At 49.1% G+C, this 26,046-nt stretch carries 20 protein-coding genes and 2 pseudogenes; 6 read left to right on the forward strand and 16 right to left on the reverse strand.

All coding sequences use genetic code 11. The annotated features are described in order from the left end of the window. Positions 1 to 224 precede the first annotated feature (224 nt). The 3 genes and pseudogenes from D9738_RS23515 to D9738_RS23525 form a co-directional block, all read right to left on the reverse strand. Positions 225 to 473, reverse strand: a complete 249-nt coding sequence (locus D9738_RS23515; protein WP_065226850.1) for a modulator protein — start codon at positions 471 to 473, stop codon at positions 225 to 227. Further along, on the reverse strand, positions 470 to 910 hold the full coding sequence (locus D9738_RS23520; protein ID WP_000224045.1) for a hypothetical protein: 441 nt from the start codon (positions 908 to 910) through the stop codon (positions 470 to 472). Before D9738_RS23520 ends, D9738_RS23515 begins: the two co-directional genes overlap by 4 nt. 33 nt (positions 911 to 943) lie before the next feature. Further along, a pseudogene (locus tag D9738_RS23525) lies at positions 944 to 7,712 on the reverse strand (N-6 DNA methylase). Positions 7,713 to 7,787: 75 nt separating this feature from the next. Between D9738_RS23525 and D9738_RS23530 the strand changes: the two are divergent. Together D9738_RS23530 and D9738_RS23535 are read left to right on the forward strand one after the other, a co-directional pair. Next, positions 7,788 to 9,497, forward strand: a complete 1,710-nt coding sequence (locus D9738_RS23530; RefSeq protein ID WP_130261301.1) for a phage portal protein — start codon at positions 7,788 to 7,790, stop codon at positions 9,495 to 9,497. Beyond that, a complete protein-coding gene (locus D9738_RS23535; RefSeq protein ID WP_130261302.1) occupies positions 9,490 to 10,509 on the forward strand; it encodes a head processing protein in 1,020 nt (339 codons plus the stop codon). The genes D9738_RS23530 and D9738_RS23535 overlap by 8 nt, the downstream gene beginning before the upstream one ends. Before the next feature lie 44 nt (positions 10,510 to 10,553). On the opposite strand, the gene D9738_RS24860 is transcribed toward D9738_RS23535, so the two are convergent. Together D9738_RS24860 and D9738_RS23545 are read right to left on the reverse strand one after the other, a co-directional pair. Next, positions 10,554 to 10,808 (reverse strand): holin, encoded by a 255-nt coding sequence (locus D9738_RS24860; RefSeq protein ID WP_165383360.1) that lies wholly within the window; start codon positions 10,806 to 10,808, stop codon positions 10,554 to 10,556. Further along, positions 10,801 to 11,358 carry a lysozyme gene (locus tag D9738_RS23545; protein ID WP_001345478.1) on the reverse strand — a complete coding sequence of 186 codons (558 nt, stop codon included), beginning with the start codon at positions 11,356 to 11,358 and terminating at the stop codon, positions 10,801 to 10,803. Before D9738_RS23545 ends, D9738_RS24860 begins: the two co-directional genes overlap by 8 nt. A 170-nt stretch (positions 11,359 to 11,528) precedes the next feature. Here D9738_RS23545 and D9738_RS23550 point away from each other — a divergent pair, with 170 nt between their 5' ends. Further along, complete coding sequence (locus D9738_RS23550) at positions 11,529 to 12,017, forward strand: single-stranded DNA-binding protein (protein WP_130261304.1); 489 nt, start codon at positions 11,529 to 11,531, stop codon at positions 12,015 to 12,017. 289 nt (positions 12,018 to 12,306) lie between these two features. Beyond that, positions 12,307 to 12,912 (forward strand): hypothetical protein, encoded by a 606-nt coding sequence (locus tag D9738_RS23555; protein WP_001615655.1) that lies wholly within the window; start codon positions 12,307 to 12,309, stop codon positions 12,910 to 12,912. A gap of 111 nt (positions 12,913 to 13,023) precedes the next feature. On the opposite strand, the gene D9738_RS23560 is transcribed toward D9738_RS23555, so the two are convergent. The 8 genes from D9738_RS23560 to D9738_RS23595 form a co-directional block, all read right to left on the reverse strand. Beyond that, positions 13,024 to 13,332 (reverse strand): hypothetical protein, encoded by a 309-nt coding sequence (locus D9738_RS23560; RefSeq protein ID WP_130261305.1) that lies wholly within the window; start codon positions 13,330 to 13,332, stop codon positions 13,024 to 13,026. Further along, positions 13,322 to 16,309 carry a hypothetical protein gene (locus D9738_RS23565; protein WP_130261306.1) on the reverse strand — a complete coding sequence of 996 codons (2,988 nt, stop codon included), beginning with the start codon at positions 16,307 to 16,309 and terminating at the stop codon, positions 13,322 to 13,324. Before D9738_RS23565 ends, D9738_RS23560 begins: the two co-directional genes overlap by 11 nt. A 12-nt stretch (positions 16,310 to 16,321) precedes the next feature. Then, the gene (locus tag D9738_RS23570) at positions 16,322 to 16,687 is read right to left on the reverse strand and encodes a ddrA (protein ID WP_130261307.1); all 366 of its coding nucleotides are present in this window, start codon (positions 16,685 to 16,687) and stop codon (positions 16,322 to 16,324) included. Next, entirely contained in the window at positions 16,684 to 18,603 is a 1,920-nt protein-coding gene (locus D9738_RS23575) for a hypothetical protein (protein ID WP_130261308.1), read from the reverse strand. Before D9738_RS23575 ends, D9738_RS23570 begins: the two co-directional genes overlap by 4 nt. 1 nt (position 18,604) lies before the next feature. Next, positions 18,605 to 19,207 (reverse strand): odaE, encoded by a 603-nt coding sequence (locus D9738_RS23580; RefSeq protein WP_130261309.1) that lies wholly within the window; start codon positions 19,205 to 19,207, stop codon positions 18,605 to 18,607. Further along, positions 19,194 to 19,637 (reverse strand): hypothetical protein, encoded by a 444-nt coding sequence (locus tag D9738_RS23585; protein ID WP_000580772.1) that lies wholly within the window; start codon positions 19,635 to 19,637, stop codon positions 19,194 to 19,196. The genes D9738_RS23580 and D9738_RS23585 overlap by 14 nt, the downstream gene beginning before the upstream one ends. Further along, positions 19,634 to 19,963: a phage holin family protein gene (locus tag D9738_RS23590; protein ID WP_000887652.1), complete on the reverse strand. Its 330-nt coding sequence runs from the start codon at positions 19,961 to 19,963 to the stop codon at positions 19,634 to 19,636. Before D9738_RS23590 ends, D9738_RS23585 begins: the two co-directional genes overlap by 4 nt. Positions 19,964 to 20,037: 74 nt before the next feature. Next, the gene (locus D9738_RS23595; protein ID WP_130261310.1) at positions 20,038 to 20,301 is read right to left on the reverse strand and encodes a phage holin family protein; all 264 of its coding nucleotides are present in this window, start codon (positions 20,299 to 20,301) and stop codon (positions 20,038 to 20,040) included. A gap of 128 nt (positions 20,302 to 20,429) precedes the next feature. Between D9738_RS23595 and D9738_RS23600 the strand changes: the two are divergent. Both D9738_RS23600 and D9738_RS23605 read left to right on the forward strand, forming a co-directional pair. Continuing rightward, a pseudogene (locus D9738_RS23600) lies at positions 20,430 to 20,666 on the forward strand (recombinase family protein); the annotation flags it as partial. Positions 20,667 to 20,906: 240 nt separating this feature from the next. Continuing rightward, positions 20,907 to 21,449, forward strand: coding sequence for a DapH/DapD/GlmU-related protein (locus tag D9738_RS23605; RefSeq protein ID WP_130261311.1), 543 nt, complete (start codon positions 20,907 to 20,909; stop codon positions 21,447 to 21,449). Positions 21,450 to 21,464: 15 nt separating this feature from the next. Here the strand turns inward: D9738_RS23605 and D9738_RS23610 are convergent, their stop codons facing one another. The 3 genes from D9738_RS23610 to D9738_RS23620 are packed head-to-tail and all read right to left on the reverse strand — an operon-like array spanning position 21,465 to position 25,992. Further along, complete coding sequence (locus D9738_RS23610; protein ID WP_130261312.1) at positions 21,465 to 22,043, reverse strand: tail fiber assembly protein; 579 nt, start codon at positions 22,041 to 22,043, stop codon at positions 21,465 to 21,467. Then, positions 22,043 to 25,546, reverse strand: a complete 3,504-nt coding sequence (locus D9738_RS23615; protein WP_130261313.1) for a tail fiber protein — start codon at positions 25,544 to 25,546, stop codon at positions 22,043 to 22,045. The genes D9738_RS23610 and D9738_RS23615 overlap by 1 nt, the downstream gene beginning before the upstream one ends. Positions 25,547 to 25,557: 11 nt before the next feature. After that, entirely contained in the window at positions 25,558 to 25,992 is a 435-nt protein-coding gene (locus D9738_RS23620) for a phage tail protein (RefSeq protein WP_130261314.1), read from the reverse strand. Positions 25,993 to 26,046: the final 54 nt, after the last annotated feature.

A 26,046-nucleotide genomic window follows, 5' to 3' on the forward strand; every position in this document is an offset into this window, starting at 1 on the left:
TTTACTATGCCACTACACTCCGGTAAAGATAGTACGTTCAAGAAATGTATATTACCATGTCCTAATTACATCTCGATGCAGTGATAACAGCACTCAAACAATATCTACCTATACAATATAAATACTCCATGACCAAGAAACGTATGAAGATATGGAACTTCACAAGTTTGCTCTTCATGGAGTATGGCTATCAGAGGGGCCAGTAACCGCAACCTTTAAGTATATCAATCTATATTCAGGAGCAATGCATTATCTATGATGATCTGCTCCCATTCTTCGAATGCCCGGTCGCGGACGCCCTGGGGAACGCTGTTAGTTTTGAAATCGACGACCGTCCGCCATTTTCCGTCCGGACGGTACATGCGCAGAGCTTTACTTCCCCCTTCCCTGCGCACCTCAACGTTATGCTTGTCAGCAAACTCTTGTAATGCTCGTAGCGTCCCATGCTTTACTGTGTAGTATCGCTTTTTCAAGTTTTCTCTCCAGCCTGTGCTAAGGCTTCAACTTCCAAATCGTAAGACTCAAACTCATAGTCCTGGTCATCAACCTCTTCAGACACTGGCAGTAAATGCCAGGCTGAGTATATCTGGCCATTATCGAAACGCTCCTGGCTGTAGAGCGTCGCGGCTATGAGTGTCAGCGCCGGGCGGTCATAACGGTAAATTTTGCGAACGTCACGGTCAACGAGACGACCGAAATTACCATAACCGCGCTCCAGTAATAATTTTTTAATTTCCGGCCAGTATGGGCCATAGCTGCGGTACAGGCGGGGATTTTTCAGTAATCGCCCGCGTAGCCCAGACAGGAAAAAATCAACGTATTCGTCTTCTGTCTTTCCTAACAACGCCGTACGCAGTACCGCCTCAAGATATGTTTTATTCGGTTTTATTGTATCAGATAGTGTGGCCATATTATGCGACGCCCGGCGAACCGGGCGCTCCTGTTATGCGTATTGTTGGATGACGGCCATAACGTCCGCCACGTTGTGTTTTGTCTCAATAATCCACCAGTTGCCCGGGAAATCGCTGTTCTTCGCCTTCGCTGGCAGCCAGCGAGCGCCGAATTTCGCCTTGATTGCGTCTTTAGCGCGGAAAAGAACGCCTTTCATGCCGGAGGCTTCCTGAAGCCCAAATACCTCGCCAGCGGCGAATTTTGGTGCGTACATCATCTTCAGGTCGGCGGTGGATACGCGATAATTCAGACCAAGAGACTGAGCTATGCTGGTGGCATCACCTTGTATTGATGATAACTCTTCTTGTTTCTCGTTTCTGGCGGCAATTTCTTCCTCCGTGATGTTGCCAAGGGCCAGGTTTATCCGATCAGCGTCTGCCTGTTTCTCTTCATCGGTGCGACCGGCAAGTGCCGTGTTAATTCTCTGCAATATCTCCGCATGATTCTTGCGCATGCTGAGCAATTCCGGCGTAACCTCGTTAAGGTCCACCAGCCCAAGGATGGCAAGGTCAGAAAACATTGATACCAGGTTGTAGGTCATGCGATAGCTGAGTTGGCCATAGGCTGATGGCAACTGCACCGAATCCATTTTATAGGCATCCATAAATTTAGAGCCTTCGTTTACGACATCCGCAATTGCAGGTGTGATTTTCCCTGTGGTGATGGCCTCCCTGATTGCTGTTACCCACGATTGAGTCAGCGCGGCGACTGCATGATTCAGATTGGTTTTCCGTTCTGCTGCAATGCGCGCGCTTGCTGCGTCCATTGCCTGCTTGATCTCGTCTTTATTGCTGTAAATGCCAATGGTGCCAAACTGTGCTGTGGTGATCTCAAAATCTGACGCCCGGAACTCATTGGTACCGAAAATGGCATTGGTGACCTCAAGTTCAGAATCCCCGTTACGGGTAGCCCCCTGGCTTGTTTTCTCCGGCATTCTGGCGATCGCATCCGCTATTTTCTCCTGAATTGCTTCAGGGGATAGCGTATCTCCGTATGACGCGATTACATCGCCATAATTGGAGCCAAACAGTTCAGTCAGGAATACTTCTGCCAAACGGACCTGGCGGTTATTCCCTTCCGACATCATACCAAGCACCCATTTAGCAATTGACGACTTCAGGGCGCCGTCACGGCGATCCGGATAAACCGCATGCTTCAGCGGGTCCGTATAGGTACCAACAAAATCAATGCTGTAGCCTGACTCTGTAGTCTGAACGCCGTATGAGTCAGTGATTTTGATCATGCCGCGCTGCTGGAAACGGTAGAAATCGTCACAGGAAATGATGTCGTTAATCCCGGCGATGGAGACGCCACCACTGATTTTCTGCATAACAGCATCTTCATCGGGAGTTACATCAACCTGTTTATCCAGCGTCTTCACATCCCAGTTACCCGATTTTGTGCCTTTGAAGGTAAAGATGATCTCCACGTCTGCGCGCTGGCTGTCGAAGTCCAGAGACTTAATGCGGACGATATCACCGGCACAATCGTAGTATTGGCCTACACGCCATGAGCGATCGCCGATAACAAGGAACTCACTCGCATGGTTAACCAGGTCAGGATCAACATCCAGAATGCCTTTATTTATTGCATCCTCCACCAGCGGGCGCAGGCGTTTGATATCCGTCGCGGCCTTCTGAGTACGGTTCAATAATTTCTCATAGCGGGAGATGGCTTGAGAGATATTAGCCTTGCGCTGAATGGCGCTTTTCAACGACGCGCGATACTGTGCTAACAACGTACGGTCTGTGTGATGGACGCTCCCCCAGCGGGCCTTCCAGTCTGCGTTATCAGCTGCTTTGGCCATTGCCGCCTGTTTGAATTTAGCTACCTCGGCGGTGGTCTTTTCAAGTTCCGCTTTGTTTCGCTCTAATTCAGCGGTAAGTACCCCCCACATCCTCGCCAGCTGCGTGCTGCGCCTTGATGTAGTTCTGAAGGTCGATAGTAGCCTGTTCTTTCTGGCGAGCGCGTTGCGCTGCTTTCGCCTTATCCATTTGAACCTGCATCATAGCCAAACGTTCGCCGTCATCCTTAGCGGTATACATCTGCATTTCGATCATGTCGTTGGCGTCGGCGTTCTCCATTTCTGACTTATCTGAACGGAGAATATCGGATATCCAACCAGCTTTACGTTTCAGTGTCTTCAGGCGGTATTCATCGAAAGAACCCTTGCCGCAGTAGTAGTGAACGCGAACGCTTGCACGGTTGGAGCCAACACGGGCGCCGCGACCGTTACGCTGTGCAATACTGGCTGGAGTCCACGGCAACGTCAGGTGGTGGATATCCGTCGTTCCTCGATGCAGGTTGATACCCACCTCTGCCTTTTTGTTGCAGATGATGATCGGGGTCCGGCCCTCCTGGAAGTCGGCAGCAATCTTTTCCAGCCCGCCCAGCGACATTTCATTTTGCTGCGCGATATAGGCGTCATACAGAGCCATTTGCTCGTTGTATTTCGCTATCTGTGCATCTGTTGGTTCATCCGGTAGCTCTTTCGGAGGTTTAACCGCTTTCAGTTTCTTACCGGTTTTACCTGCCTCTGCAACCGTCTGAGCATTCAGGATCCCCACCTTTGAAGGTTCAAGGTTAAGAGCATTGCAGATAATGCGCTTGAGCTTCTGGTGCTGCGTTTTTTCATCGGTGAAGATGATTTGCTTACCTTCCGGGAAAAACTCCTTCAGCGTGGCAATCAGCTTCGCGTATTTGGGCGTAACGGGGTGAGTTACGGTCTGTTCGTCAATGCCAAACCTGGCCAGGCGCTTATTCACTTCCTGCTCGAACGCTTCCGGAACCTGCAACTGAATAAACTCGCCCTTATCTATCAGGGAGTATTGCGATTGTTGCGTGATTGAATCATCACTGTCGTCGTCTTCGCTGGTGGCTTGTTTAGGCAAACTGTCCGCCAGCTGCTGCACCGCATCGGCGTACTCCGGCAGGAAACGATAGGTGATCCGGCGATAGTACAGGTCCATGTCAGTACATACGCGGTCCATATCCCTGATTATTGAGAAGATCGGACGGGCTTTCTCGTGCTCAATCACGCCGTCTTCATTGACCGAGGTCGTTACGCCATTGTTGGCTTTGGCCGCCGCTTCCACCTGCTGACGCAATTCTTCATACGCCGCCAGTTGTTCTTCAGTAAGTGGTGCATCCTGCTGGTGCTCGTCCAGCTCCGGGATCTCCACGGTATCCTTAACGTCTTCCGCCGTTTTAAGCGTTGTCCACCGATGGAATATACCGCGCAGCGCATCAAGGTTTTCAAAGCCCACCAGCGCCATTTTTTCTTCAACTTCACCGCTTATTTTCTGTACCGCTTCCAGCCTGGTCTTGCCGAAGAATTTAACGAAGTCATCAGGACCGTAGATCCCCATCTTCTGCCAGTATTCCTTCGGCAGAACATGAAAAAGCATGTTGTATGCATCGATCGGGGTGTTAACGACTGGCGTTGCAGTCAGGAGAACCGGTCCGCGCCCGCCATTCTTTTTCATCAGGTACGCGTTTTTGATTGCCATATCTCTCGCCGATTGCGCTACCGCGCTGGTGGGCAGATAGGCCAACTGTGACGCTTCGCGACCATTTTTATAGCTATTGCGGTAGTTGTGGCCTTCGTCGGCGATCACGCTGTCGAAGCCCATATCCTCAAAGTACGGATACTTCTCTGCTTTTTCGGTGCCGGTATCTGAATACTCCGACAATATCCGGCGGCGCGCCGCCTCTTTGCGATGGGAATCGGAATCCATTGCGCTGGCTACGCGCCCGGCAGCAACGAAGTCATAAAGCATATCCTGTGCATGCTCATCTACGGTGTCATCGCGTAGCGGAATGCGGGCGTATTGTTCTTTGGTAAACACGACTGCACGGTAATTTGAGTGCAGGATCGCGTTCATCCGCGCCGTGATAGTGGCTTCATCTGCCAGCTTAAGGGCATCGCGCATAAGTGGAGTGCCATCAGCATCAAGTACAGGTTTACCGTTCTCATCGAGCACCGGCGCCTGGCGAATCTGATCGCCGTCCATCAGTACATCCAGACCGACGAACAGGTAGTTACTGAAGGCTTCTTCACTCAGGAACTCTTTTGCTTCGTAATACCAGTTTTCCAGCACTGATTTAGGCACTACATAAGCAGTACGGGTGGAGCGACCGTTCTCATAGTTGAACGCCTCAAGCGCCAGCGCGGTCGTGGTTTTACCTATTCCAGTACCGAATCCCATAATGCCGCGCCCATCTTCGGACAGTCGGCGCACCTCGCTATTCTGGTAATCAAATGGCTGTCGCTTACCGCTTAATCCCTTCAACCCAAGCGGATCGCCAGAATGTTCATACGGGATATTGCTATTGAAAACAGTGTTGTATTTGGCAACCAGCTCATCGTAGCGATCATGCGTCTTGAGCCACTTATTGAACTGCTCCTCAAGCAGAGCCATCTGCTCGCGGTACCCGTTCGCCGTCGTGCTATCTTTGCCACCGATACGCGCACCATTGAGATACTTTTCCAGCTGTGCCGGGAACCCGGTCGCGTTTTCTCCTGATTTACGGTCCCACTCGTAGCGGATCTCGCCTGTTTCTTTATCCTTGCGCTGGACGACACCGTATCGGTGCCCGACGAACAGACCATCACCACCGTGATAGGTGTCAGAAACCATTTCGTCGCCTTCCAGCTGCACTGACTGCACATAGCGCAGATCCGGATAGCCGTTTTCCTGCAAAAATTCCAGAATGACGGAACGGTCGAACCAACGGCTATTGAGCTTAAACCGGATATTCTCTGCTGGCGTCTTGATGCGCTTCTCTTCGATCGCTGCCAGCTGATTAAGGACGTTGTTCTTTACTGGACCGTCGGGGAGTGTGGCAAGGAATTCCTGTTTTGGAGCCACTATCTCGTTAATGTCGCCGCTGGTGGCGCGGGCGAACGGAACAATCCCGCCATACGGTGAAACCGCAATACCAGGGGTGCTGGCCAATAAATTAAGCAACTCTTCATCACTGGCTGGCAGTTCGCCGGTAAACGCAAGGCGGAAATCATCGAGCTGGATTGGATCGCGGGTAAGATCGCTATAGAGATAACGCAGGGTGTCCTGATAGCTGGTGGAGTCATAACTGGCGCTGGAATCATGCGTGACCAGCTTTCCTGTCAGCTCGTCAGAAATAGTGCCATCCAGCTTAATTGCACCACGGAAAGCAAACCAGGCGCGCGCACCGCTTCCCGATAATTTAGCTATCGGACCGCGACCGGGGTTACCAAAACGGTCAATCTCTGCCTGCAAACGGGATACCAGAGAAAGGCGCTGCTGTTCGATTTGTTCAGCACTATGCCCGGCGGCCTTCATATCCTGATATTCAATTAACATCCGGCCAATCATCGCCCCGCGATACAAGCGTTCACGGTATTTTTCAGGCTGGCTGTTAATCCAGTCCACCAGCTGTACCATATCGTCGCTGATTGATGTGGTGTACTTATCGCGGACATTTGCCATCTGGGTAAATGTCATGCCGAGACGGCCTTCAGTGGTAGTCAGGTTACGCTGAAGAGCCTCCCAGCTATCCGCGCCATAACTGGCAACATCAATCTTCAGCTCCTTCCCGGCATCAGCTTCAATCCAGCGACCACCAGCATATTTTTGCCATACGCCATTAATCAGGCGCATTTCCCCTTCATCAACAACGTCTGCGGTCGGTGACGGTTCAGCCATATCAAGCAAAGACCAGTCGATACGGCTTTCGAAACGATGAATCAGCTTCGCTTTAAGAGCCTGGTTATCAATCTGCCCGTCGGCACGAACCTCAATACGCCCCTGGAATCCCTTCTCCTGGGTGCCATGAATAAACCGGCGGCCGTCCTTTTCAAACCACTTGCCAGAAATAAACGTTGGCCAAAGCACATTTGCCGATTCAAGAGTACCTTCATCCACCAGGGGGATTTTCTCAGCCATCTCCGCCGGATGTTTGCGCATCAGCACCACGTCAACGACTGTACTGGTCCCGTTTGCGTCAAAAGTACCGGTAGGCAAGCGGTGAGCGCCAAGAAATTCAGCTTTACGGGATAGGCGCAGGCGTAACCGCTTCATGTTTGAACCTGAAACAATGGACGGCGGCACAATCACACACATGAATCCGCCTGGCTTTATCTTGTCCAGCATGCGGAGCATGAAGTAAGAACCCATGTCCGTTTCTTCTGCGTAAGGCTTATCGATGTTGCGTGTGTTATCACGCCCGCCGAACGGAACGTTACCCACAACATGGTCGAATGAATCGTTAGGCGTGCTTACAGCCAGCTGTTCGAACGGGGAAATCTGTACGCTGTCTTCCGGATGCAACAGCTGGTTTATACGACCGGAAACACTGCTGATCTCAGTCGCAGTCATCACTGTACCAACCGGTTTTGTCTCATTAAAAACACCGGTTCCCGCGGAAGGTTCCAGGGTGTTACCTACGTCCGCGCCATAGAGCTTCATGATCTCCCAGACGCCTTCAGCGATAGGTTTTGGTGTGTAATATTCGGAGACGGACCCGCCAATGCCGCCTTCACCGGTGTACCCAGCCAGGATCTGGCGCTGTTCATCTGTCAGTGTCGTGCCGTCCACCAGCGAATTAAGCAAATCTATCGCCTTCTGATTCGCCTCCCGGCGCAGTCGGTCATAGCTTTTGCCTTCCACCTTTTCCACGCCGTATCTAATCGGCGCTCGATGAGATGTTATTGCCCTAATGTATTTCAATATTTCGCTGACACTTGAACAGCGAAAAACCCCCATAGATAGCTTGTTCATTGGTAATCCTTAACAAGTGACTAGTGTTAAATTCCGTTCAAACACGATGCGAATTATTCTAATTAAGGTGCAATCTTGGCAGACAATAAAATCACGCTATCCTCGGTCAGGAAGGCGCTGGCGGGGGTTTTTAAAGACAACGGAGAACGGGACAACATCCTCCTGTCCGCGCTGGCTGTGCACGGCGGAAGTGGGTATTTGTTTTCTCGCGCAGGGGCACCGGTACAACTGTCCGGCTTCTTAGGCGGCAAACCGGGCGATAGTGGCATGGCTGGCGATGGGCTGGTGGACGGTAGTCGCTTTATCTTTGATGAAGTTCAACTGTCGGAAGACCGCTTGCAACGCTATCCGCTACTCGAAGAGATGGCGGTTTACAGCACGATCGCCACCGCGCTGAACATCCATATTACGCACGCGCTCTCTTTCGATAAGAAGACCGGACAAACCTTCACTATCGTGCCGGTACACAACGGAAACGATAGTGACTATGACGCCGCGCAGACGTTGTGTGACGAGCTGATGAACGACATCGGGCGAACCATCAACAAAGAGGTCGCCGGGTGGGCATTTATCATGTCTGTATTTGGGGTGGCTTATGTCAGGCCATACGCCAAAGAAGGCATAGGGATCACGTCTTTTGAGTGCTCCTATTACACCCTTCCGGGCTTCATCAAAGAGTTCGAGGTCAGCGGCAACCTGGCGGGATTTAGCGGCGATTATCTGAAGGATGCGTCAGGAAAAATGGTTTTCGCCGATCCGTGGACCATTATCCCTATGAAAATCCCCTACTGGCGGCCTAAGTCAAACCTTATGCCTGTGCACACTGGCCATAAGGCTTACAGCCTGCTGGATAATCCGGAAGAGCGCACACCGATTGAAACTCAGAATTACGGGACCAGCTTGCTCGAATATGCCTACGAGCCGTACATGAATCTGCGTTCGGCGATCCGCTCGCTGAAGGCAACGCGTTTTAATGCGTCGAAAATTGACCGAATCATCGGTCTGGCGATGAATAGTCTGGATCCGGTAAAAGCAGCCGATTATTCACGCACCATTACTCAGACGCTTAAACGAGCAGCTGACCTGATGGAAAAGCGCGCACGCGGCGCGAATAACATGCCTACGGTGACCAATACCCTGCTTCCCATTATGGGCGACGGCAAGGGGCAAATGACGATTGATACTCAGACCATCCAGGCTGACATCAACGGCATTGAAGACATTCTCACCTATATGCGCCAGCTGGCGGCAGCTCTTGGCCTCGATTACACCCTCCTGGGGTGGGCAGATCAAATGTCCGGCGGGCTTGGTGAAGGTGGCTTCCTGCGCACGGCAATTCAGGCAGCCATGCGCGCCTCATGGATCCAGCAGGGCGTAGAAGAGTTCATTCAGCGGGCTATCGATATTCATCTTGCTTTCAAGTACGGCAAGGTCTACCCGGAAGGTGATCGCCCGTACAAAATCGAATTCCACTCCGTTAATACCGCTCTGCAACAAGAGCACAACGATAACCGCGACTCGCAGGCGAACTACGCCACCATCGTTACGCAAATCCTCGATGCCGTCAGCAATAACAGCGTCCTCGCCAATTCTGATGCTTTCAAACGTTACCTGTTCAGCGATGTGCTGGAGATTGACGAAAAAATCTCTGAAGCACTGGTGAACGAACTGAAAGCTAAAAGTGAGGACGACGATCACCTGATGGATTCCATCATCAAAACACCGCCACAGGAACTGGCGCAAATCCTTGAATCGGTCTTTAAAGAGGGAAACGATAATGACTGATGTTTTGAAAACGGTCACTGACCGCTTTTGTCTCTATAGCAATGCTCGAAAAGGTCGCCAGAACGGGCGACAGTATGTATTAAGCGCGGTTAAGACCATGCTTGAAAGTAAGGAAACTCAGGAAGGTTTACGCCTTGGTGAGCTTTTCGGCTACTACGGCCACGGTCGCCGACAGCTGACAGGCAAACTGGAGGTACCAGAAACCAGCGTGATCATGGTGGAAGGTCGCCCGGTCGTTATCGACAATGTTCCAGCTTGCCGCACAGTGGCTATATCCGTTGACGACAACGGCATCGTTACCCATACACAGGAAATTCTTAACACAGAGCCGGGTAAAATTGTCGCCGCGATGATCGAAAGCCGTGCTGGTGGCTGGAGCTGGGCCACTGGCGGGCGCGAGTCCGGGAAAATCGCTGTAACCACCAGCTTCCATGGTGTGGATTATGTGACAACGCCGAACTATATCAGTCTGGATCATCCGGCCAGCGCCGGAATGTTTGAAAGCGCGGATTCTAAATCTCTACTGGCAGAGTCCCTGGCGGCGCATGGATACTCTGACGAGTCAGTGCAGGCCGTTATATCCCATTACAGTAAAATGGCTGAACTGGAAATGATGGTGGAGGCGACAGAGCGTACGGCAGAGCTGGAAACCGCACTACTAGAAAGCCAAGGTCGCCACCTTGAAGCAATGGCCAAGATCGCAGATGCTGAAGCGCGAATCGCTTTGCTGGAGAAAACAGCGGGTATCCGCGACGATGTGCTGGCAGCGATGCAAGACGAACTGGATAACCTCCCGATCTTCGTCTCCGCCGCCCAAAAAGACGCATTCCGTCTCAAAGAACCTGGTGATGCAAAAATCGTAGCCACACTTTTCGAATCTCTGATCAAAGTTGGCGCTCGCAACTTGCCTGTCACCAAGAAAATTAAGGAAGTTCCGCAAGCGGCTAACGTCCAGGCACCGCGTGAGACAAGCATCATCTCGTTTAATAATTCAATCAATCCGTTTAAATAACCACCAAAAATAACCCCGGCGAGTGCCGGGGTTCTCGTTAACTATTATCGCCTTCGCCTGCGTGCCATATATTTGCGCACCGCGCGGCGTGGGCAATCTGAAGCGGTTTCTTTCTGCTGCATCAATCTCGCGGCCATGCTCAAAAATGTCAGGCACAGCCGAAGCCCCGCATACAATAGCGGTTCCAGTGGCCACGTCTCATTGAGCACATATACCGCCATAAAAATCGAGTCGAAAACTATCGCCGCCAGCGATAACTTCATTGTCGAAAGTCGGCGGAACTGCCGGAGTTTATTCATTGACCAGCCCCGTCAGGCAAAGCTGGCGTTCTTTTTCACGGCGAATCTTTAAACCTCGCAGGGGAACGCCGTTACTGTTCACGAAATCAGGGAGATGGTTACACATATTCACCCATTCCCCTTTCTGCGCCCACTTGTGGATGGACGTTTCGACTCGCATGCCTCGCGCTTTGCTGTAGTAGGTCCGCAAACTGTTACATCCCATATTGAATGCCGCGCTTGTCATTGCGCTGAAGGCATTATCTGGCATGTCTTTGCCCCGGAAGTGCTGGTTAATACAGCGTTCAGCGATCAGGATATTCTTTTCCCAATCAGCGGCGATTTGCTGGTCGGTTTTTCTAACACCCGGCGTTACCCCGTGTGTATTACCGATCCCGTCAGTCCATACCCCCGCCGGGCACATGTATGGATCACGTCGGCAACCTTCAGCGTTACCAATCAGCTCCAGCCCCGCCTGGTTGGTTCGCACATTGCCATTACCCATCACGATGGTAATCATCACCGCGATCGCGCAAATTGCACCGCCTCCTGCGGCTGTTTTCCCCTTCATAAAGACCTCATAAGCGAATTGTTTTACGCCCAAGGACAAACACCCATTCACAGCCAATACCGACTGACTCGATCCCTTTAGAAGGCACAGGATAATGCAAATCACTTGTTAGCTACGTTTCAAAGATATACATTATTGCTCTAATTAATTTGTTTTATTGGGTAAGAAAAGTGGCACAACGCGGTGTAAACAAAGTCATCCTGATTGGTACCCTGGGGCAAGACCCGGAGATCAGGCATATACCAAATGGCGGAGCAGTCGGAAGACTCAGCATCGCAACGAATGAATCATGGCGCGACAAGCAAACGGGCCAACAGAAAGAGCAAACAGAATGGCATAGAGTCGTTTTGTTCGGGAAACTTGCTGAAATTGCGAGTGAGTATTTACGAAAAGGTTCTCAGGTCTACATCGAAGGGAAACTTAAAACCCGTAAGTGGACAGATGACGCCGGTGTAGAACGTTACACGACGGAAATTATCGTCAGCCAGGGCGGAACCATGCAAATGATCGGCGCCCGCCGCGACGATTCACAATCCTCAAATAGCTGGGGGCAATCAAACCAACCTCAAAACCACCAGCAATACAGCGGTGGCGGTAAACCTCCGAGCAACGCCAATAACGAACCTCCAATGGACTTTGAAGACGATATTCCGTTTTAGGAGTTGACTTGTGAGCCATGTGTAAAAAACGACTGAAAGAAAACACCACGGAAGAGGTGGAAAGTGATTAATTTTTACTAGAATAAAAAGGGGCCCCAGAGAGCGCCCTGATAATACGAAATTAAAGGGAAATAAATTACAAGAAGTGTAATTCTTTGCCCTCTGAATATGCAATCATGGTTAGACAAGCAAGATAGGGCGAATTAAAATTAATCAATAGTCACTTTGTTAAGATGCGCAACATCGCTTTAACATTTTATGCTTGTCATGATATTTGCCTGGAAGCCTCATGAATACATATTCTGATAAAATACACAACCTTATAGATATAGCCAAATTAGCTGTGGCCATGAGGGAACATAGCTATTTTTTCGCACTTCGTCGAGGAATAGATGTTAATTTTTGTGCTGATTTAAACGGGAGTGGTACACAAGGGATATTCATAAGAAAAAAAAGTTTTAACGCGTATGAGCCAAGTTTTATTGAAGTAATTTTTGAACCCACTCATAAAAACGATGATTCATTTCTATACGAAGAGGACCTTACTACCGATCAACGAAAAGACTACGAACCTAGTATTAACAGAGGAAAACATCGATTCGTTGCCCAACGTGCTAAACTAAATCTCGACTGGGACAGTAATGAAATCCAACAATGGCGTTTGGATATTGAGCGACTTTCTAAACCACACAACACTCTTAATGACTGGTTAGAAAATGATTCAGAGATAATGATAATACATCTCTGCGGCGGTTATAGGTTCCGTGAACCAGTGATACTTTCTCAAAGAGACATTAAACAATATGTAGCTTCAGGATTGACTCTGGAAGACTTAAAAAATCGGCTAAAGTGCTCAATATGTGGTGAGCGAAACGCCAAAATTAAAGTTTTTTGATCTACTTTAGTTGGAAATGGCTTGCTTCCATAACCTAAAGCAAGCCACTACACATTTACCTTAAGCACACGATAACATGCCAGAACAGGTTATTTTTGCACTATCAGGGAGTTAATATACTATCTGGTCTACATGATCACCAAAATCATCGTCGTCGTCCTCATCGCCACCATCTACAGATGGCCAATCAACAAACCAGCCAGCGTAAAGATGCAGCGTTCGGAGAACATCACTTGCGGGAGAATCAAGGGTGTTAACGAATCCCATATAGCTATTGGGATTTGCCCCAGCTATGGCTTCAGCGATCATGTCCTCGGTAATGTCACCGGAGATAATGCTTAAACGCCCGGAAACTTCTTCATTATCATCAAACTCGACAATGGCATTCCCGCCTAATGGCGCTGCGATTTTAATCTGCATTATTTAGCTCCTTTGCCACACCTAATAACAGTTCCAGCAATCCGTCACCATTCATCAGTGATGCGGCAGCGGCCTCTTTGTCATGATACAACTGAAGAGCCATAGAGAATACTTCCGTTGCTGACGTTTTGGAAATTGTCGGAGATTTTTGTCGAAATTTACCAGAATTACTCACTGAGACAGGCGGGTATACCTTCGCCATATAAATATCACTCAATCGAGATCTGAAGCACCATTCAGGCTTGCCACGCCCACCGATATTAACGAAAGATGGCTTATCCCCTTCAACATTGGCCTTCAGGAATGACCTGGCTTTCTCTAACAAACCCGGGTTACTGTACTCGAGATGATGACCCAGCTCGTGCCACAGTGCACTTGCATTTTCATCGTTCAAATTGACAGCAACAACACCATTTAGATTTGCATATGCCCTTCCCTGGTGGTGAACCACCTTTGATAAGGTCAATATTTTCCCGCCGGTCAGGCGGTAAATATCAGCAAGTTCCTTGCGCAGGTCTATCCCTCCATTCTGTCCAGCGCGGGCTTCTTCCACTTTTTCCGTGATAAAAGAGTCGGCCCACTCAAGAGCTTTTTCTTCAGATACGGATGAGTTGGTGATCGCACTGTTCATGACAGATAACACTTTCTCGTGGATCGAATCCATACTTCGCTGATTCATTTGCCAGCGTGTCTGCGGGTTATATGAGAATCGCTTAAGTAGTTGGTCAAGATGCTCAAGTTCTTCTTCGCTGACATACTTTTTAGCCTCACCAATAATGCCGGGGAGAATATTGCCGTTAGGATTAAACGCTCGCGAAAGGAAGAGTTTCAGCGCCCCCATGCCCTCCGATGCTTCAATATCACCAATAACCCGGTTAACAATGGCCGCACTCTTCGGATTAGCATCCGCCAACGCCCTGGCTACGATTTGCAGGGACGATACGACCTCACGCTGCATATCCGTCCTGATCCCATCAATAAACTCTGGCGTTATGCCGTGCTCTTTAAGAATATCCCGGCCTTCCGCCGTTACCCCATCGATATCCCCGAGATGTTTATTAACCCGACTTTGCAATGCCTTAAATGCCTTCAGAATTCCACGGGCATCATCCGCTTTACTAACGGCCTTCCTGAATGCTGGCAAGAGGTCTGAGTTAACCTCATTTTGTTGATCGGCCCACTGAATGGAGGCTTCTTTCATCTCGTCCAGAGTCAGATCACCCAACGCGGTATGGTCTGTGAATATGAGCGACAACCTCTGAACCATTTCTGACAATGGTGATGCCGAATGCGCCGCGCTAAGGAAGGCTTTCACCCTGGTTGGGCGAATGGAAAACCAGTCAATAGCTGGTGGCATATCTCCGTTTTGTATCGCCTGCGCTATCTCATCAAAGCCGTCGCGCCCAAGGGAGGATGCGTGATTTAACAATCCGCGAAGTAACGAATTACTGATACCGAATAATCGGCACCATTTTTTCACGTCGGCAACAGGCATTCGGACAAAATGCGCAAGCACTTGTACAAGCTGCTCATCCTGGGGATCGGTGCGGGATAGCAGCCTGATCAGATGAATAATGTCTTTGATACCGGATGCCCGATGTAATAGCAAGCTGGTATATGGAGCAACACCGTTGTAACTACCGTCGGAAGCTGACTCGAAAAGACCGCCGGATATCCCTTGCATGCCTTCGTTTTCCAGTTCCTGAGACACCTGGCGAAGGATATCCTGTAACGACACATCACCACCGCCAAACATATCCCCCAGCGCCTGGCCCTGGTGCTGTAACTCATCATTGATACGTTGCGCCATCAACTTAAAGGCGGTGGCCATACGCTTCGCGCTACGGTTATTCGCGACGATGAACAACGCGAGTGCTTTCACTTCCGGGGCCGTTTCGCTGAACATATCCCCCTGAGCAATAACATCGGTAATATGCTGGCCTGACTCCTTCGATTGCCTTACCAGGTCTACCGCATCTTTCAATGCCGCCAGCGCCTTTTTATCGAGGCTATCCGCTGTTTCAATGCCATCAACGATAGTTGTCACAGCCTGCTTGTGCGCTTCTCCTGATAAAGCCTGCATCTGGACAAAATCATTGGCTGCCGCATTAAGCGCCGTCAGAACATTACGCATATCCGGATCAGGTTCTTCTGCAACCATCCTTACCAGGCGCGCATCCTTATATGCCTTGGCAAAGATCGCGTTTTGTATCCGGTCAACAAGTTGCCGTGTTGGTCGCCCATCTTCCGTTACAAGGCCAGCAGCCTGTGTGGCACCAACTTGCGTCATGAATCCGCGAATAAACGCGTCATTACTGCGGCTAAGCAGATCCCCGCTTTCTGACGGGTTAAACAGCGCCATCATCGCCGGAGTTATGCTGTCGGCATCAACAAAAGCCTTTTCACTGGCTGCCATTTCCTGGAGATCAGAAATATTTGAGTCCTTGGCAAACTGAACTCGGTCAACCTTCGTCAACCGGCGGCGCACCAGTACCGGAGCCGTCATTAATTCAACCTTTTCAGGGCGTATGCCGAATTCGGTCGCATGTTCAATCAGGTACTCCCGATACCGATCCGCATTACCGTCCTGATAGGCTTTAATGATCCCCATGGTCCGCCCATTACCTGACTCAACGGCATTGTCCTCACCAATTATCGGTGCGCCATGGCTGGATAAACCGGAATCGGTAAGCTGGGCAGGACGCAAATCCTTGGATATCTGGTTAACCTGAAGAAGGCTGGATGCGCGGGTCCGGTCGCGCGGCTGAAGTTCCTGGGGATAGTCTGGATTAATTTTCCCATCCAGAGTATTGGATACCAAAAGAGCTGAGGCATCGACGATATCAAACGCCGTTTTTACCTCGTCTCCCTTCGCTGTCACCACATACGAAACCCGCCCGTAATCGGGCAGGTTCTTTAGCAGCTCGATCAGCGTTTCTATGCTGGTGGCCATAACCACCTGATCGCTTAAGCTCATCCCTGTTACGCCTTATGCTGCCTCTTTAATGTTGGCGGCTATCCATGCCGCCGTGTGCTGTTTAACCTGGTCCAGGTCGATGTATATGCCAACATATTGACTCAAGTCCTGTAACGTACCGATAAATGCATCAGTGCTCTGATCGACGAATTTATCAGCCAGGAAATCAGCAACCAGTTTTGGCACACCATCATGTTCCGAAGGTTGTTTCTCCTCGCCACTACCGCCGCCAGACGCGCCGTACCCCATCTGTTGCATGATCTGGTCAATTTCATCGCTGATATCCAGCAACTCCATGCCACTCGCGGTAGCCGCTTTGGACATCAGAGCATCCAACTTATCGCTGAGGTCCATTAACTCAATAGCTGATAGTGTCATGCCGCTACCCCCGCTTTCTGGATTGCTACCAGCAGATCAGCCAGGTGGCGAGCTGCACCGTTAACCAGCTCTTCGTTTTCCTCAAAACGCCCGGCAGCCTGAAGGGCTGTAATCGCTTCCCGGACATTACCCCGGGCGTTACGGATCTCCGCCATGTCAGTGCTTTGCATATCCATCACGTTATTGAGATATTCAATGGCTTTATTAGCCTCTGCATCTGCTTCGCTAACCGTTTCATCAGGCTGTGCCGGGGCCGGTTCTGGCTGAGTAATCTCACCGACTTCGGCCTGCAATGCATTGATCATGCTCTGCACCATTTTCTCGGTGCCAGCGCCCCCCGGAAACGCAATATTGGGGAAAGTTTTTTGAAACTGAGTTTTCAGCATGACGCGGAACTCGTCTGGTGAGCTGGTGGCCAGCTCCAGAGCTTTTTGTGCATATTTGCCAAACGGACCATTAGTAAGTGTCTTCGCCAGGAAGTCGAAAGAATCCTCGCGAGGCAATAACTTCAGGTCGTACTCACTCATTTGCTGATCAGAAAGCGGGGTATCGTAAGTAACAATGCCGTAGCGCGCATATTCATAATACGGGTCACCTTCATCAGGGCGCGGCAGAATTGCTTTGTTACCTTCAGGTATCGCGCCAGGGGCCGCCGGACGCATTTGCAGGGCATATCGATATGCACCTACAGAGACTTCTGGTTCAGGCGAAGAGCTGCCGGTATCCTCCACTGGTTCAGGTTCGACGTTTTCCGGTTTAGGTTCTTCTGGTTGGACTAGATATTCCGATACATTACCCGCTTTATAGGCTTTAAACAGCTTGCCGATCGCATCTGCCATGTCCACACCTTGTATGGATTTAGCCTTGATCATGTACACGCTGCCATCCGGATCGGTTAACTGGATATACCCTTCGCCGTCCCCAATGAATTGCTTCATTGATGCACCATTACTGAGCGTCGCTTCCCCGTCCATATGCATACGATTTTTGATACTGGCAAGGCGATCCGTCAGCGCGCGAGAGTGCCCACCAGTCATCCCCACTGGAGCAATGGTATCGCGCCCACCAGTGCGATTGAGCTGATCAATCTCCGCCTGCAAACGCTCATTTTCTTGATAAAGAGAATCCGCTTCCGAAGCAACCGCGTTAATTTTCTGCTCCAGATCTGCCTTCTGGCCTTCTACCGCTGTCACCTGATCCGCGAGGTCGCTCATGGCATCCTCTTTCTGGTCACTGTCAGCCTGTAGTTGGGTTATTTCATCAACCAGGGCTTTTTTCTTCTTCTGCGCACGCTGGAATTTTGCCGAGTTTTTCTCTGCAAGGTTGGCAAGTTTCATGGTGACCTGCGCCAGCGTCATATCACGGCCACTCATCGGAGCAACGGTGTGAGTAACGTCTTTTTTATTCAGTAAGAACTGGAAAGCAACCAGCGTATCGCTATTGGTGATCCGGTTTTCCGCTGTCGGGCTATGAAACAAAATGCTGATAGTCTGACCATCACTGAGCGGAATAATGGCTGGCAGGACCGGCAGACCATTAACGTTACGTGCCCGGCCAATTTCAGCGCCGCCGATCGCGCGCGCGCCGCTCTGGGCCACATCCCCCGTTTTATCACTCCCCGCAGAGATTCCGGTACCATTCAGCTTCTGGTTCAATGCCCGGACAAATGCCTGCATAGTCCGGTGTAACTGCAAACGAGTAGAGCTAATCGCCTCCAGTAAATCCGTAGCACACCAGTGGATCGGCGTGTCATAGAAGAACGTAGCCTCGATTTCCTCCAGGGTGTTGGATTCCGTCATCAGATAGCGGTCCTCACCGGCCATTAATGCGCGATATTCATCATCAGTCACCGGCGGGGGAAGCACGTCAAGCCCAGGCTTAATCGTCACCCCTTTATTGATATTGAACTGTTCCATGTTAATTTCCTGCTTTCAGTTGCTTAAGACGGCGTTTTAGTTCGCCATTTCGGGCCTTTTCGTTATTGAGTCGGCCCGTCTCCTTATCCAGCTTCGCCCGCAAATCGGTGATCTGCTGTTGATTGAAAGACACCGAGTTCTGCGCGGACTTATAAGCGGCAGCCACCTGAGCATTCCTCTGTTTTGCCTCTTGAAGGCGCTGAAAATTGGATTTAACTGCCGGTTTCTTGTTTACCGGATTGGCAACACGTTTCGCTTTGGCGATCAGTGATTTCTGGAATTTTGCGGAGTTTTTGCGGGCCGCTTGCCCCATGACGGTACCAAGCGTCTTGATATCCGGCGACTGAGCGTTAGGAATAGCTTTTCCATTCAGTTTCACAGACGATATATCGCCAGTATCGTTTACCTGTATGGCAAGAATTTGTCCGTCGTTAAGAACCAGCTTTGCGGTTTTAACTTTAACGCCATCTTTCGTTGTTGCGCGGTTGCTGGAGTCAACCTCAATCACCGTCACACCGGTTTTATTGATCGCCGTGATAAGGGATTTCAGCCCCTTTTCATTAACCTGGTCAAAATCGACCGTTGTATACTTATTTTTCGTCATCTGACACATCCTGTGCGAGATTTATTACGTAACTTCTGCGGATTTGCTGAGTAACAGGGAAAATCCGATACAACGGGTTAATGAACGAGTCGCCATGCGTAACCATGACGTTGAAATGCCACAGCCGTTCTCCTTTACCCATATATTCAGTGGGTATGTATAACCATTCGCTGTTTTCGCCCTGTTCAGCCGATGTCAGACAACGTTGCTCGCCTTCAATCACTGTCGTCGGCTTCTGAACATCGCGGATCCAATACCTGACCGTTGCGCCGCGTAAAAAAGGAAATTTGGACCGGTATTTGAACGGCACCCGGATGAAGCCCGGTTTAATTTCCACTTCACCAAGCTCTAAATTCGTGATGTCCTTGCGTTTTAGCAAATAGCGATCGGCTAAGGCTAACGCAAGAGCGCATACACCCCAGCCAATCATTTCCCGCCTCCCTTTTTCACCAAACTTGTAAGAACATTCAGAATGCTATCGATATTCACTCGTTTCATCCCTGAAATCACCTCATGACCGTTATTGCTGGCTATCGTTACCATTAAGTACGTAATTGATAACTCCCAGCCCTCGTGTTGCCCCAATAGGTACGCCACCGCGCCAGCTGTCACTGCAACAAAGATCTCCGTAACCAATCCCAACAAATTGCCAGACTGGCGACCGTCTCGGACATCCATCAGGAACGTGCCTATCCCACCAATTACTGAAAGCAGGAGCGCAATAGCAACTGGAGCTAATTCCTGTGTGTCAAGCACAAGTTCCCTCCTACGTTGTCAGGAGGTAATGGTATGCAAAGTAACTTCTCAACCGGTCATGTTGCATAAGAGGCTTACCTATTCAACTGACTTTTGGAACCTTCAATAATGAGCCTGCTATTGGCGCTGAAAATAAGAACCATGCAGCTCTGAAGGCTTTCATTCATATCCTTATATTCCGCGAGATACATGCCAATAAAGCCAGCAAGTACGGCGGAAATACATTCGGCCAGCAATTTCTTGCATGAAGGCTCGTAACGGTTTTCACATAGCCCAGTCAAATACGAATACACCCCACCAAGAAGGGATAACATCACGATATGTACATAAAATGTCATTTTTTACCTATACAACAGTAAGTTGAACAACATTTGAGAACGGTATGCACTTTGTGATTTCCACACACACTGGTTTTTGTTAATTAAAATCCGCAGCTTGCTATAAATAACGATAGTGAGCAGAAAATATGCTAATAGGCTAAGTACGCGTATCAACAAATGAACAAAACACTGCTTTGCAACGAAATGCCCTTAAAAGCGCAGGATGTGAGCTAATTTTTGAGGATAAGGCGAGCGGCAAAAAGGCTGAACGCCCTGGGTTAAAAAAGGTTCTGCGTATGCTTTCCAGAAGTGACACCCTGGTCGTATGGAAGTTAGAGCGTCTTGGGCGCAGCATACGTCACTTGGTTGTGCTGGTGGAAGATTGAAAAGTTAGCAGTTATCACAGCTACCCGATCACTATCCGGAGCAATGAAGAAGATAGCGAGAATGGAAGAAAACACCTAACAATTTGATACATGATATTTTTACACGAAGAGCGAAACTCCTTTTGCAGGAAATGGTCGCAATTACCTTTATGATGAAGGGTTGTCAACAGTTATTCTATTTTTTATAATCCACAAAAAAACAATTCAGGGTATTTTATATAAAAGTCAAGGCAACATATGGATATTGATTTTCTTAAAGAGTGTCTCCTAGTTGAAGTTATTGGTGGGGGTAATAAACAATTCTCATGGCCTCGCGCCATTCGCCATGCCTGGCGGCAACCTAAACGCAGGTTTCTTTTTTGGTGGCGTATAGCATCTTATCTATATGATATGGACAACAAATATCTAAAAAAACTCGGAAAGAAAATTAACAGAAATTTATCCTTTAAATACAATACTGATATTGAACTTGGAGCATCAATAGCTCCTGGATTATACATTGGACATTATAGTGGCATTGTTATTACAAGATATGCAACGATTGGTAGAAATTTTAATATAAGGCAAAACACAACTATTGGTTTAAAAAATTCTAACACTAACAGAGTTACCATTGGAGATAATGTTAATATTGGAGCAAACTCCTGCATAATCTCAGACCACATCACTATAGGTGATAATGTAAAAATAGGGGCTTTTACCTTTGTAAATAAAGATATACCTTCAAATTCAACTTATTACACCAGGAAAATCAATATATGCAAGGAAAGGGAGGCGTAGCCCCCCCCTTCTTTACTATTTCATAAATTCTGGCCACTCGATATTAGGAGCATCGTCAGGGTTAACTCGGTTAAGTAACACCCGGTATCTTTTCCATTTTATCAAACTTACTTTCTCTTCTTCTGTAGCCATATCCAAATCGACAGCATCTTGCAGAGTGGCAATAATTTCACCTGCATATGCAATCTTCTCCTTCTTCTGAGACTCAGCCGCTCTTACAAATGCATCACGCTCTGCCTTCTCATCATTAACCCACACATTTCCATTCCATTTTTGATAATCCCCATCCGGGAAAATAGCTGTCACGTCTGGAGGTAATGCGCCAAGTTCAGAAATATAAATGGCTGCACCCGTTTTCGTTTCGTAGACGGTCTTTCCGCGATGGTCCTCCACCAGATGCCATTTCATTTCATCAGCATTAAATACAGCAGCAAAACCTGCTGGAATATCTGGAGGCGCAATATCTGTGCTGTTTGCAGGAATACCCGTATGTGGAGGAATATATGCGTCACTTTCACCAATAAATTCATTTGTACCATCGAGATAATTAAATACGCGAATAGTTTGTGCTTCTGCACTCATTTTAAAACTCATTATGCAAGCCTCACTATATAATTAAATGCAATGTTTTTGACGGTGTTTTCGGTATTACCCGTTGGATTTACCGTGATAGTGTGTCCGTGTGTTCCCAATGCCAAAGTGTGTGCATGGGCGCCAATACCAACAGTATGATTGTGAGCACCAATTCCTACTGTATGGGCATGGTTGCCTGCAGAGCTTGTTTGAACTGTATTCCGAAGGCCATCTGCATCCCAATCACCTCTGGTGCCAGATGCTTGAGCTCCTGTTATGTAACCATGTGTATGGGCACCTGTTGTATTGGTTGTTTTTGTTCCGTAATCAAATGTACTGACTGTTTTCGTGCCGTAATCAAATGAGCTGGTCGTTTTAGTACCGAGGTCAGTATTTGATGCACTGGCACTGTGAGTATGCGATTTAATCCCGTCCTGTTCCTGTGACAATACGGCACGCCCACTGGCGGGTTTGCCCTTGATTGTCCAGCCGCGCATATCAGGAATAACACCAGAAGGATAGGCTATAGCCAGTTTCGGATATGCTGCCTTATCAAACGTCTGCCCCTGCATGATTGCATAGCCTGCAGGTGGTGTATCTGATGGCCACGGCAGCGGAACACCTGGCGGAAACGCTTCAATATTTGCCGAGCCGTCAAATTTTACGCCGTTAATTGTCCTTGCCGTTTTCAGCTTTGTTGCTGTAGCAGCATTGCCAGACAGTTCACCAGAAAGGCCAGCACTGAAGGTTTGCTTCGCCGCCCATGTCTGGGCTTCGTCAATTATCGGCACTCGTCTTGCCGTGATCGTGCGGCTTCCCGGATTTCCTGAGATGCGCACCATGAAGAAACGGTAGTTTGCTTTACTTACAGTGCTGCGCCATACATGCATTGAGCGCCCCGTACCGGAGTCATCACTTGGGCCAACCGCGATGTTTATTAGGTTTCCATCAATGACGCCCCAGTCCATGCCGTCGGGAATGTTAGTCATATTATCAAGCCGAACGGTTATCAGACTGCCCGGAACGAAATCGTAGGTCTGCCAGTCCAGGCTGGTGAGTTTTGCCACTGCGCCACCGATACCCAGATTCAGGGGCAACGAAAAGGAGTTATATACTTCTCGCCATTCGGTCCATTTGCTCCCGGCGTAGACGCGCTCAAAAGTGCGCCCCTGTGTGGTTTCTGCTTTCCCTGTGGTTGTGTAACGCTGCCAGACAGACACACCATCAAAACGTCTGATTACTTCCAGTATCCCAAGCAGTGTTGCTCCAGCGGTATCCTGCATTGGACCGTTTGTTGCCTTCCCTGTAACGCTGTAAATGCCAGGTGAAGTCAGATCATTCAAATCACCTTCGTAATAACGACATTCTGACTGGTGGCCTACTCTTGACCACGGTTCCCACTGTGGGTTCTTTGCATCCCATGCAGCAGAAAGACAGCGAACATACACATTTCCGCGGCGGGTCGTGTAACGTTGTGTTCGTGAGTAACCACCACCTTCAAGGACTTCAAGAAGTCCCTGCCCATAACTGCCTTCTTCTGGATAGTTGCGTTCAAATGACGCTATAGAGCCACTACTGTTTCGCCATGAGCCAAGATGCTCTGCGCCTCCGAGCGTATTCAGGTCAATGGTTGTACTCAGAGAGCGTGTTGCTGACTGAATCTGTCGCCAGTAGCTCCAAGGGCCGTCAGAGCCATTCCAGGAACCAGAAAGGTTGCGCATATAAACATTGCCAGTTCTGGTGGTATAACGCTGCATTCCGGAAAAATTACCGCCATTGAATACCTCAAGAACACCGACGGCACCGTCTTCCGGGAAATGTTTCTCCAGTGTTGCGTTGGATGATGTGGATTTATACCAGCCCCCCACATAATCCTTAACTGGACCGAAAGTATTCAGGTCTGCATCAACTGGCATTTCGCCGTTGTTTTTCATAAACGTCAGGCTGGTGACGTCAAGGTTTGCAGGCGTCAGAGAAATATCTTTAGAACCGTCAAATGAAACGCCGTTTATCTTTCTGGCTGTTTTTAATTTCGTCGCGGTATCGGCGTTCCCCGTCAACGCACCGCTGATCCCACCGTTGAAAGTCTGGCGTGCGCTCCAGGTGTTAGCCGTACTCAACAGGGGGATCTTTTCGCCGCTTGTGCCGAGTTCTCTTAAACCAAGGTATTGGATAACAGCAAGGACACTTGTTTTAGCCAGAATATCGCGACCGACTGACGTTAAATCAGTCTGGGCAACAGTATCTTTACCGGTAAAGTACGGCAATTTATTTGCGCCGGTCGCAAGGCCAGCGAGCGCGGTTAAAGTTGCATCCAGAGGCTGTTTGCCTGCCAGCGCATTGGTCATTGTTGTCGCAAAGTTCGGGTCATTGCCAAGTGCTGCTGCAAGCTCATTCAGGGTATCAAGAGCTTCTGGTGATGAGCCGACCAATGCAGATATAGCAGCCCGTACGTAAGCAGTCGTAGCGATCTGCGTATTATTTGTTCCCTGTGCAGCGGTAGGCGCAGTAGGGATTCCCGTTAATGCAGGACTTGCCAAAGGCGCTTTAAGAGCCAGTGCGTTATTGATAGTGGCACTGAAATTCGGGTCGTTATTGATAGCTGCCGCAATTTCTTTCAGCGTATCCAATGCTCCAGGAGCACCATTGATAAGTGCAGTTATAGCGGCCTTAACAAAGGCTGTATTTGCGATCTGCGTGCTGTTTGTACCTTGAGCTGCCGTCGGCGCGGTTGGCGTTCCTGTCAGACTCGGGCTTTCTATCGGCGCTTTGGTATCAGCCAGATCTTTTACAGACTTGACGGCTTTAGGGGTAGCCGCCATTGTTTCGCTGTCGCTGTCAGTTGCGCTACTGAGCTGAACTAACCCCTTTTGCGTTGTGCTTGCATCCTGCGCCGTATACTTGCTTTTCGCCAGATCGTAGGCTTTTTTAACTGCCAGAGAACTTGCAGCGACATCGCTTCTGCTGCTGGTTACAGAGTCTGAAATTTCAATGCCAATCGTGCGGTTGATACGCTCTGATGTATCAATCATCTCCTGGGTAATGGCAGATACCCCGGCAGGGATATTCACCGTACAAACAAGCAGCTCACCATCTCCTAACTGATATGAATCGGTATAAGTTCTGGCGACAAATTCAGCCGCATGAATATGTGAGGCGGTATTAACCTGATAGGTGTCTTCTCCAAGAAGGTATCTTCCCTTCAGCACAATTGCATATTTTTTGCCTGCACTAAGTGCAAGGGAGATATCCCTACGGTGTTGAATAGTTACCTGATAGAATTCGCCAATATCCACTGACGCCGCGCCAGCAGTTTTATCACCATCCAGTGAGGTGATTAACAGGTTCATCCCACCGCCAGGCTTCGGCAGGAAACCGGCATAAAATCCTGGGTCAACAATTCCCCTGAATTTTCGGTTTAGCGCGGCTGACAGATATGGTTCGTGGTATTGCACATCAGCCACCAGAGCCAGTGACTCGGGGGATGGGTAAGTAACTGATGTGACAACTGTAACGTCATTCATCAAGCATATCCTTATGCTATAGTCGAGTTGATGGCCATAACTGCGGTATATGTTTTGCCCACATACAGCGAGTCTTCCTGAACACAAATAATTGCGATGGGCTTATTCTCGTTATCCAGAACAACCAGAGTGTTGAATGGGTAGTTTTTCCCTTCCTGCAACTGGCTTTGATCAAGGTCCATTCGGACAGTAATTATCCCGCCAGAGTAGGTAGGGACGAGGTTGATGGTGCAAAATTGACTGGTCAGTTCTGCCAGCTCGAAAGTCTTTGGCAGTTCTCCAATCTCATAAGTGCCATCTTCATTTTTGGTAACCAGTGAGCTGGTACCGAAAACGGCCTTGCTGATTAAAAATCGAGAGCCTTTGTTAATGGACGATTCAGCGCGCCGCTGATAGTAATAGTCCAACAACTGACTCTTATAGAGGTTTGTTGAGACGTCAGACATGATTTTCCCTAATCAATGTTGTGAAGCCTCATTGTAAGAGAAGTCACTTGTCAC

The sequence above is a fragment of the Escherichia sp. E10V5 genome, assembly GCF_004212315.1.
Lineage (GTDB): Bacteria > Pseudomonadota > Gammaproteobacteria > Enterobacterales > Enterobacteriaceae > Escherichia.

Coding starts and splice junctions, on each gene's coding strand:
- D9738_RS23615 (WP_130261313.1), bottom strand. CDS start 25,546: ATGAATGACGTTACAGTTGTCACATCAGTTACTTACCCATCCCCCGAG.
- D9738_RS23575 (WP_130261308.1), bottom strand. CDS start 18,603: ATGGAACAGTTCAATATCAATAAAGGGGTGACGATTAAGCCTGGGCTT.
- D9738_RS23605 (WP_130261311.1), top strand. CDS start 20,907: ATGGATATTGATTTTCTTAAAGAGTGTCTCCTAGTTGAAGTTATTGGT.
- D9738_RS23620 (WP_130261314.1), bottom strand. CDS start 25,992: ATGTCTGACGTCTCAACAAACCTCTATAAGAGTCAGTTGTTGGACTAT.
- D9738_RS23565 (WP_130261306.1), bottom strand. CDS start 16,309: ATGAGCTTAAGCGATCAGGTGGTTATGGCCACCAGCATAGAAACGCTG.
- D9738_RS23560 (WP_130261305.1), bottom strand. CDS start 13,332: ATGCAGATTAAAATCGCAGCGCCATTAGGCGGGAATGCCATTGTCGAG.
- D9738_RS24860 (WP_165383360.1), bottom strand. CDS start 10,808: ATGAATAAACTCCGGCAGTTCCGCCGACTTTCGACAATGAAGTTATCG.
- D9738_RS23545 (WP_001345478.1), bottom strand. CDS start 11,358: ATGAAGGGGAAAACAGCCGCAGGAGGCGGTGCAATTTGCGCGATCGCG.
- D9738_RS23580 (WP_130261309.1), bottom strand. CDS start 19,207: ATGACGAAAAATAAGTATACAACGGTCGATTTTGACCAGGTTAATGAA.
- D9738_RS23610 (WP_130261312.1), bottom strand. CDS start 22,043: ATGAGTTTTAAAATGAGTGCAGAAGCACAAACTATTCGCGTATTTAAT.
- D9738_RS23520 (WP_000224045.1), bottom strand. CDS start 910: ATGGCCACACTATCTGATACAATAAAACCGAATAAAACATATCTTGAG.
- D9738_RS23555 (WP_001615655.1), top strand. CDS start 12,307: ATGAATACATATTCTGATAAAATACACAACCTTATAGATATAGCCAAA.
- D9738_RS23585 (WP_000580772.1), bottom strand. CDS start 19,637: ATGATTGGCTGGGGTGTATGCGCTCTTGCGTTAGCCTTAGCCGATCGC.
- D9738_RS23570 (WP_130261307.1), bottom strand. CDS start 16,687: ATGACACTATCAGCTATTGAGTTAATGGACCTCAGCGATAAGTTGGAT.
- D9738_RS23595 (WP_130261310.1), bottom strand. CDS start 20,301: ATGACATTTTATGTACATATCGTGATGTTATCCCTTCTTGGTGGGGTG.
- D9738_RS23535 (WP_130261302.1), top strand. CDS start 9,490: ATGACTGATGTTTTGAAAACGGTCACTGACCGCTTTTGTCTCTATAGC.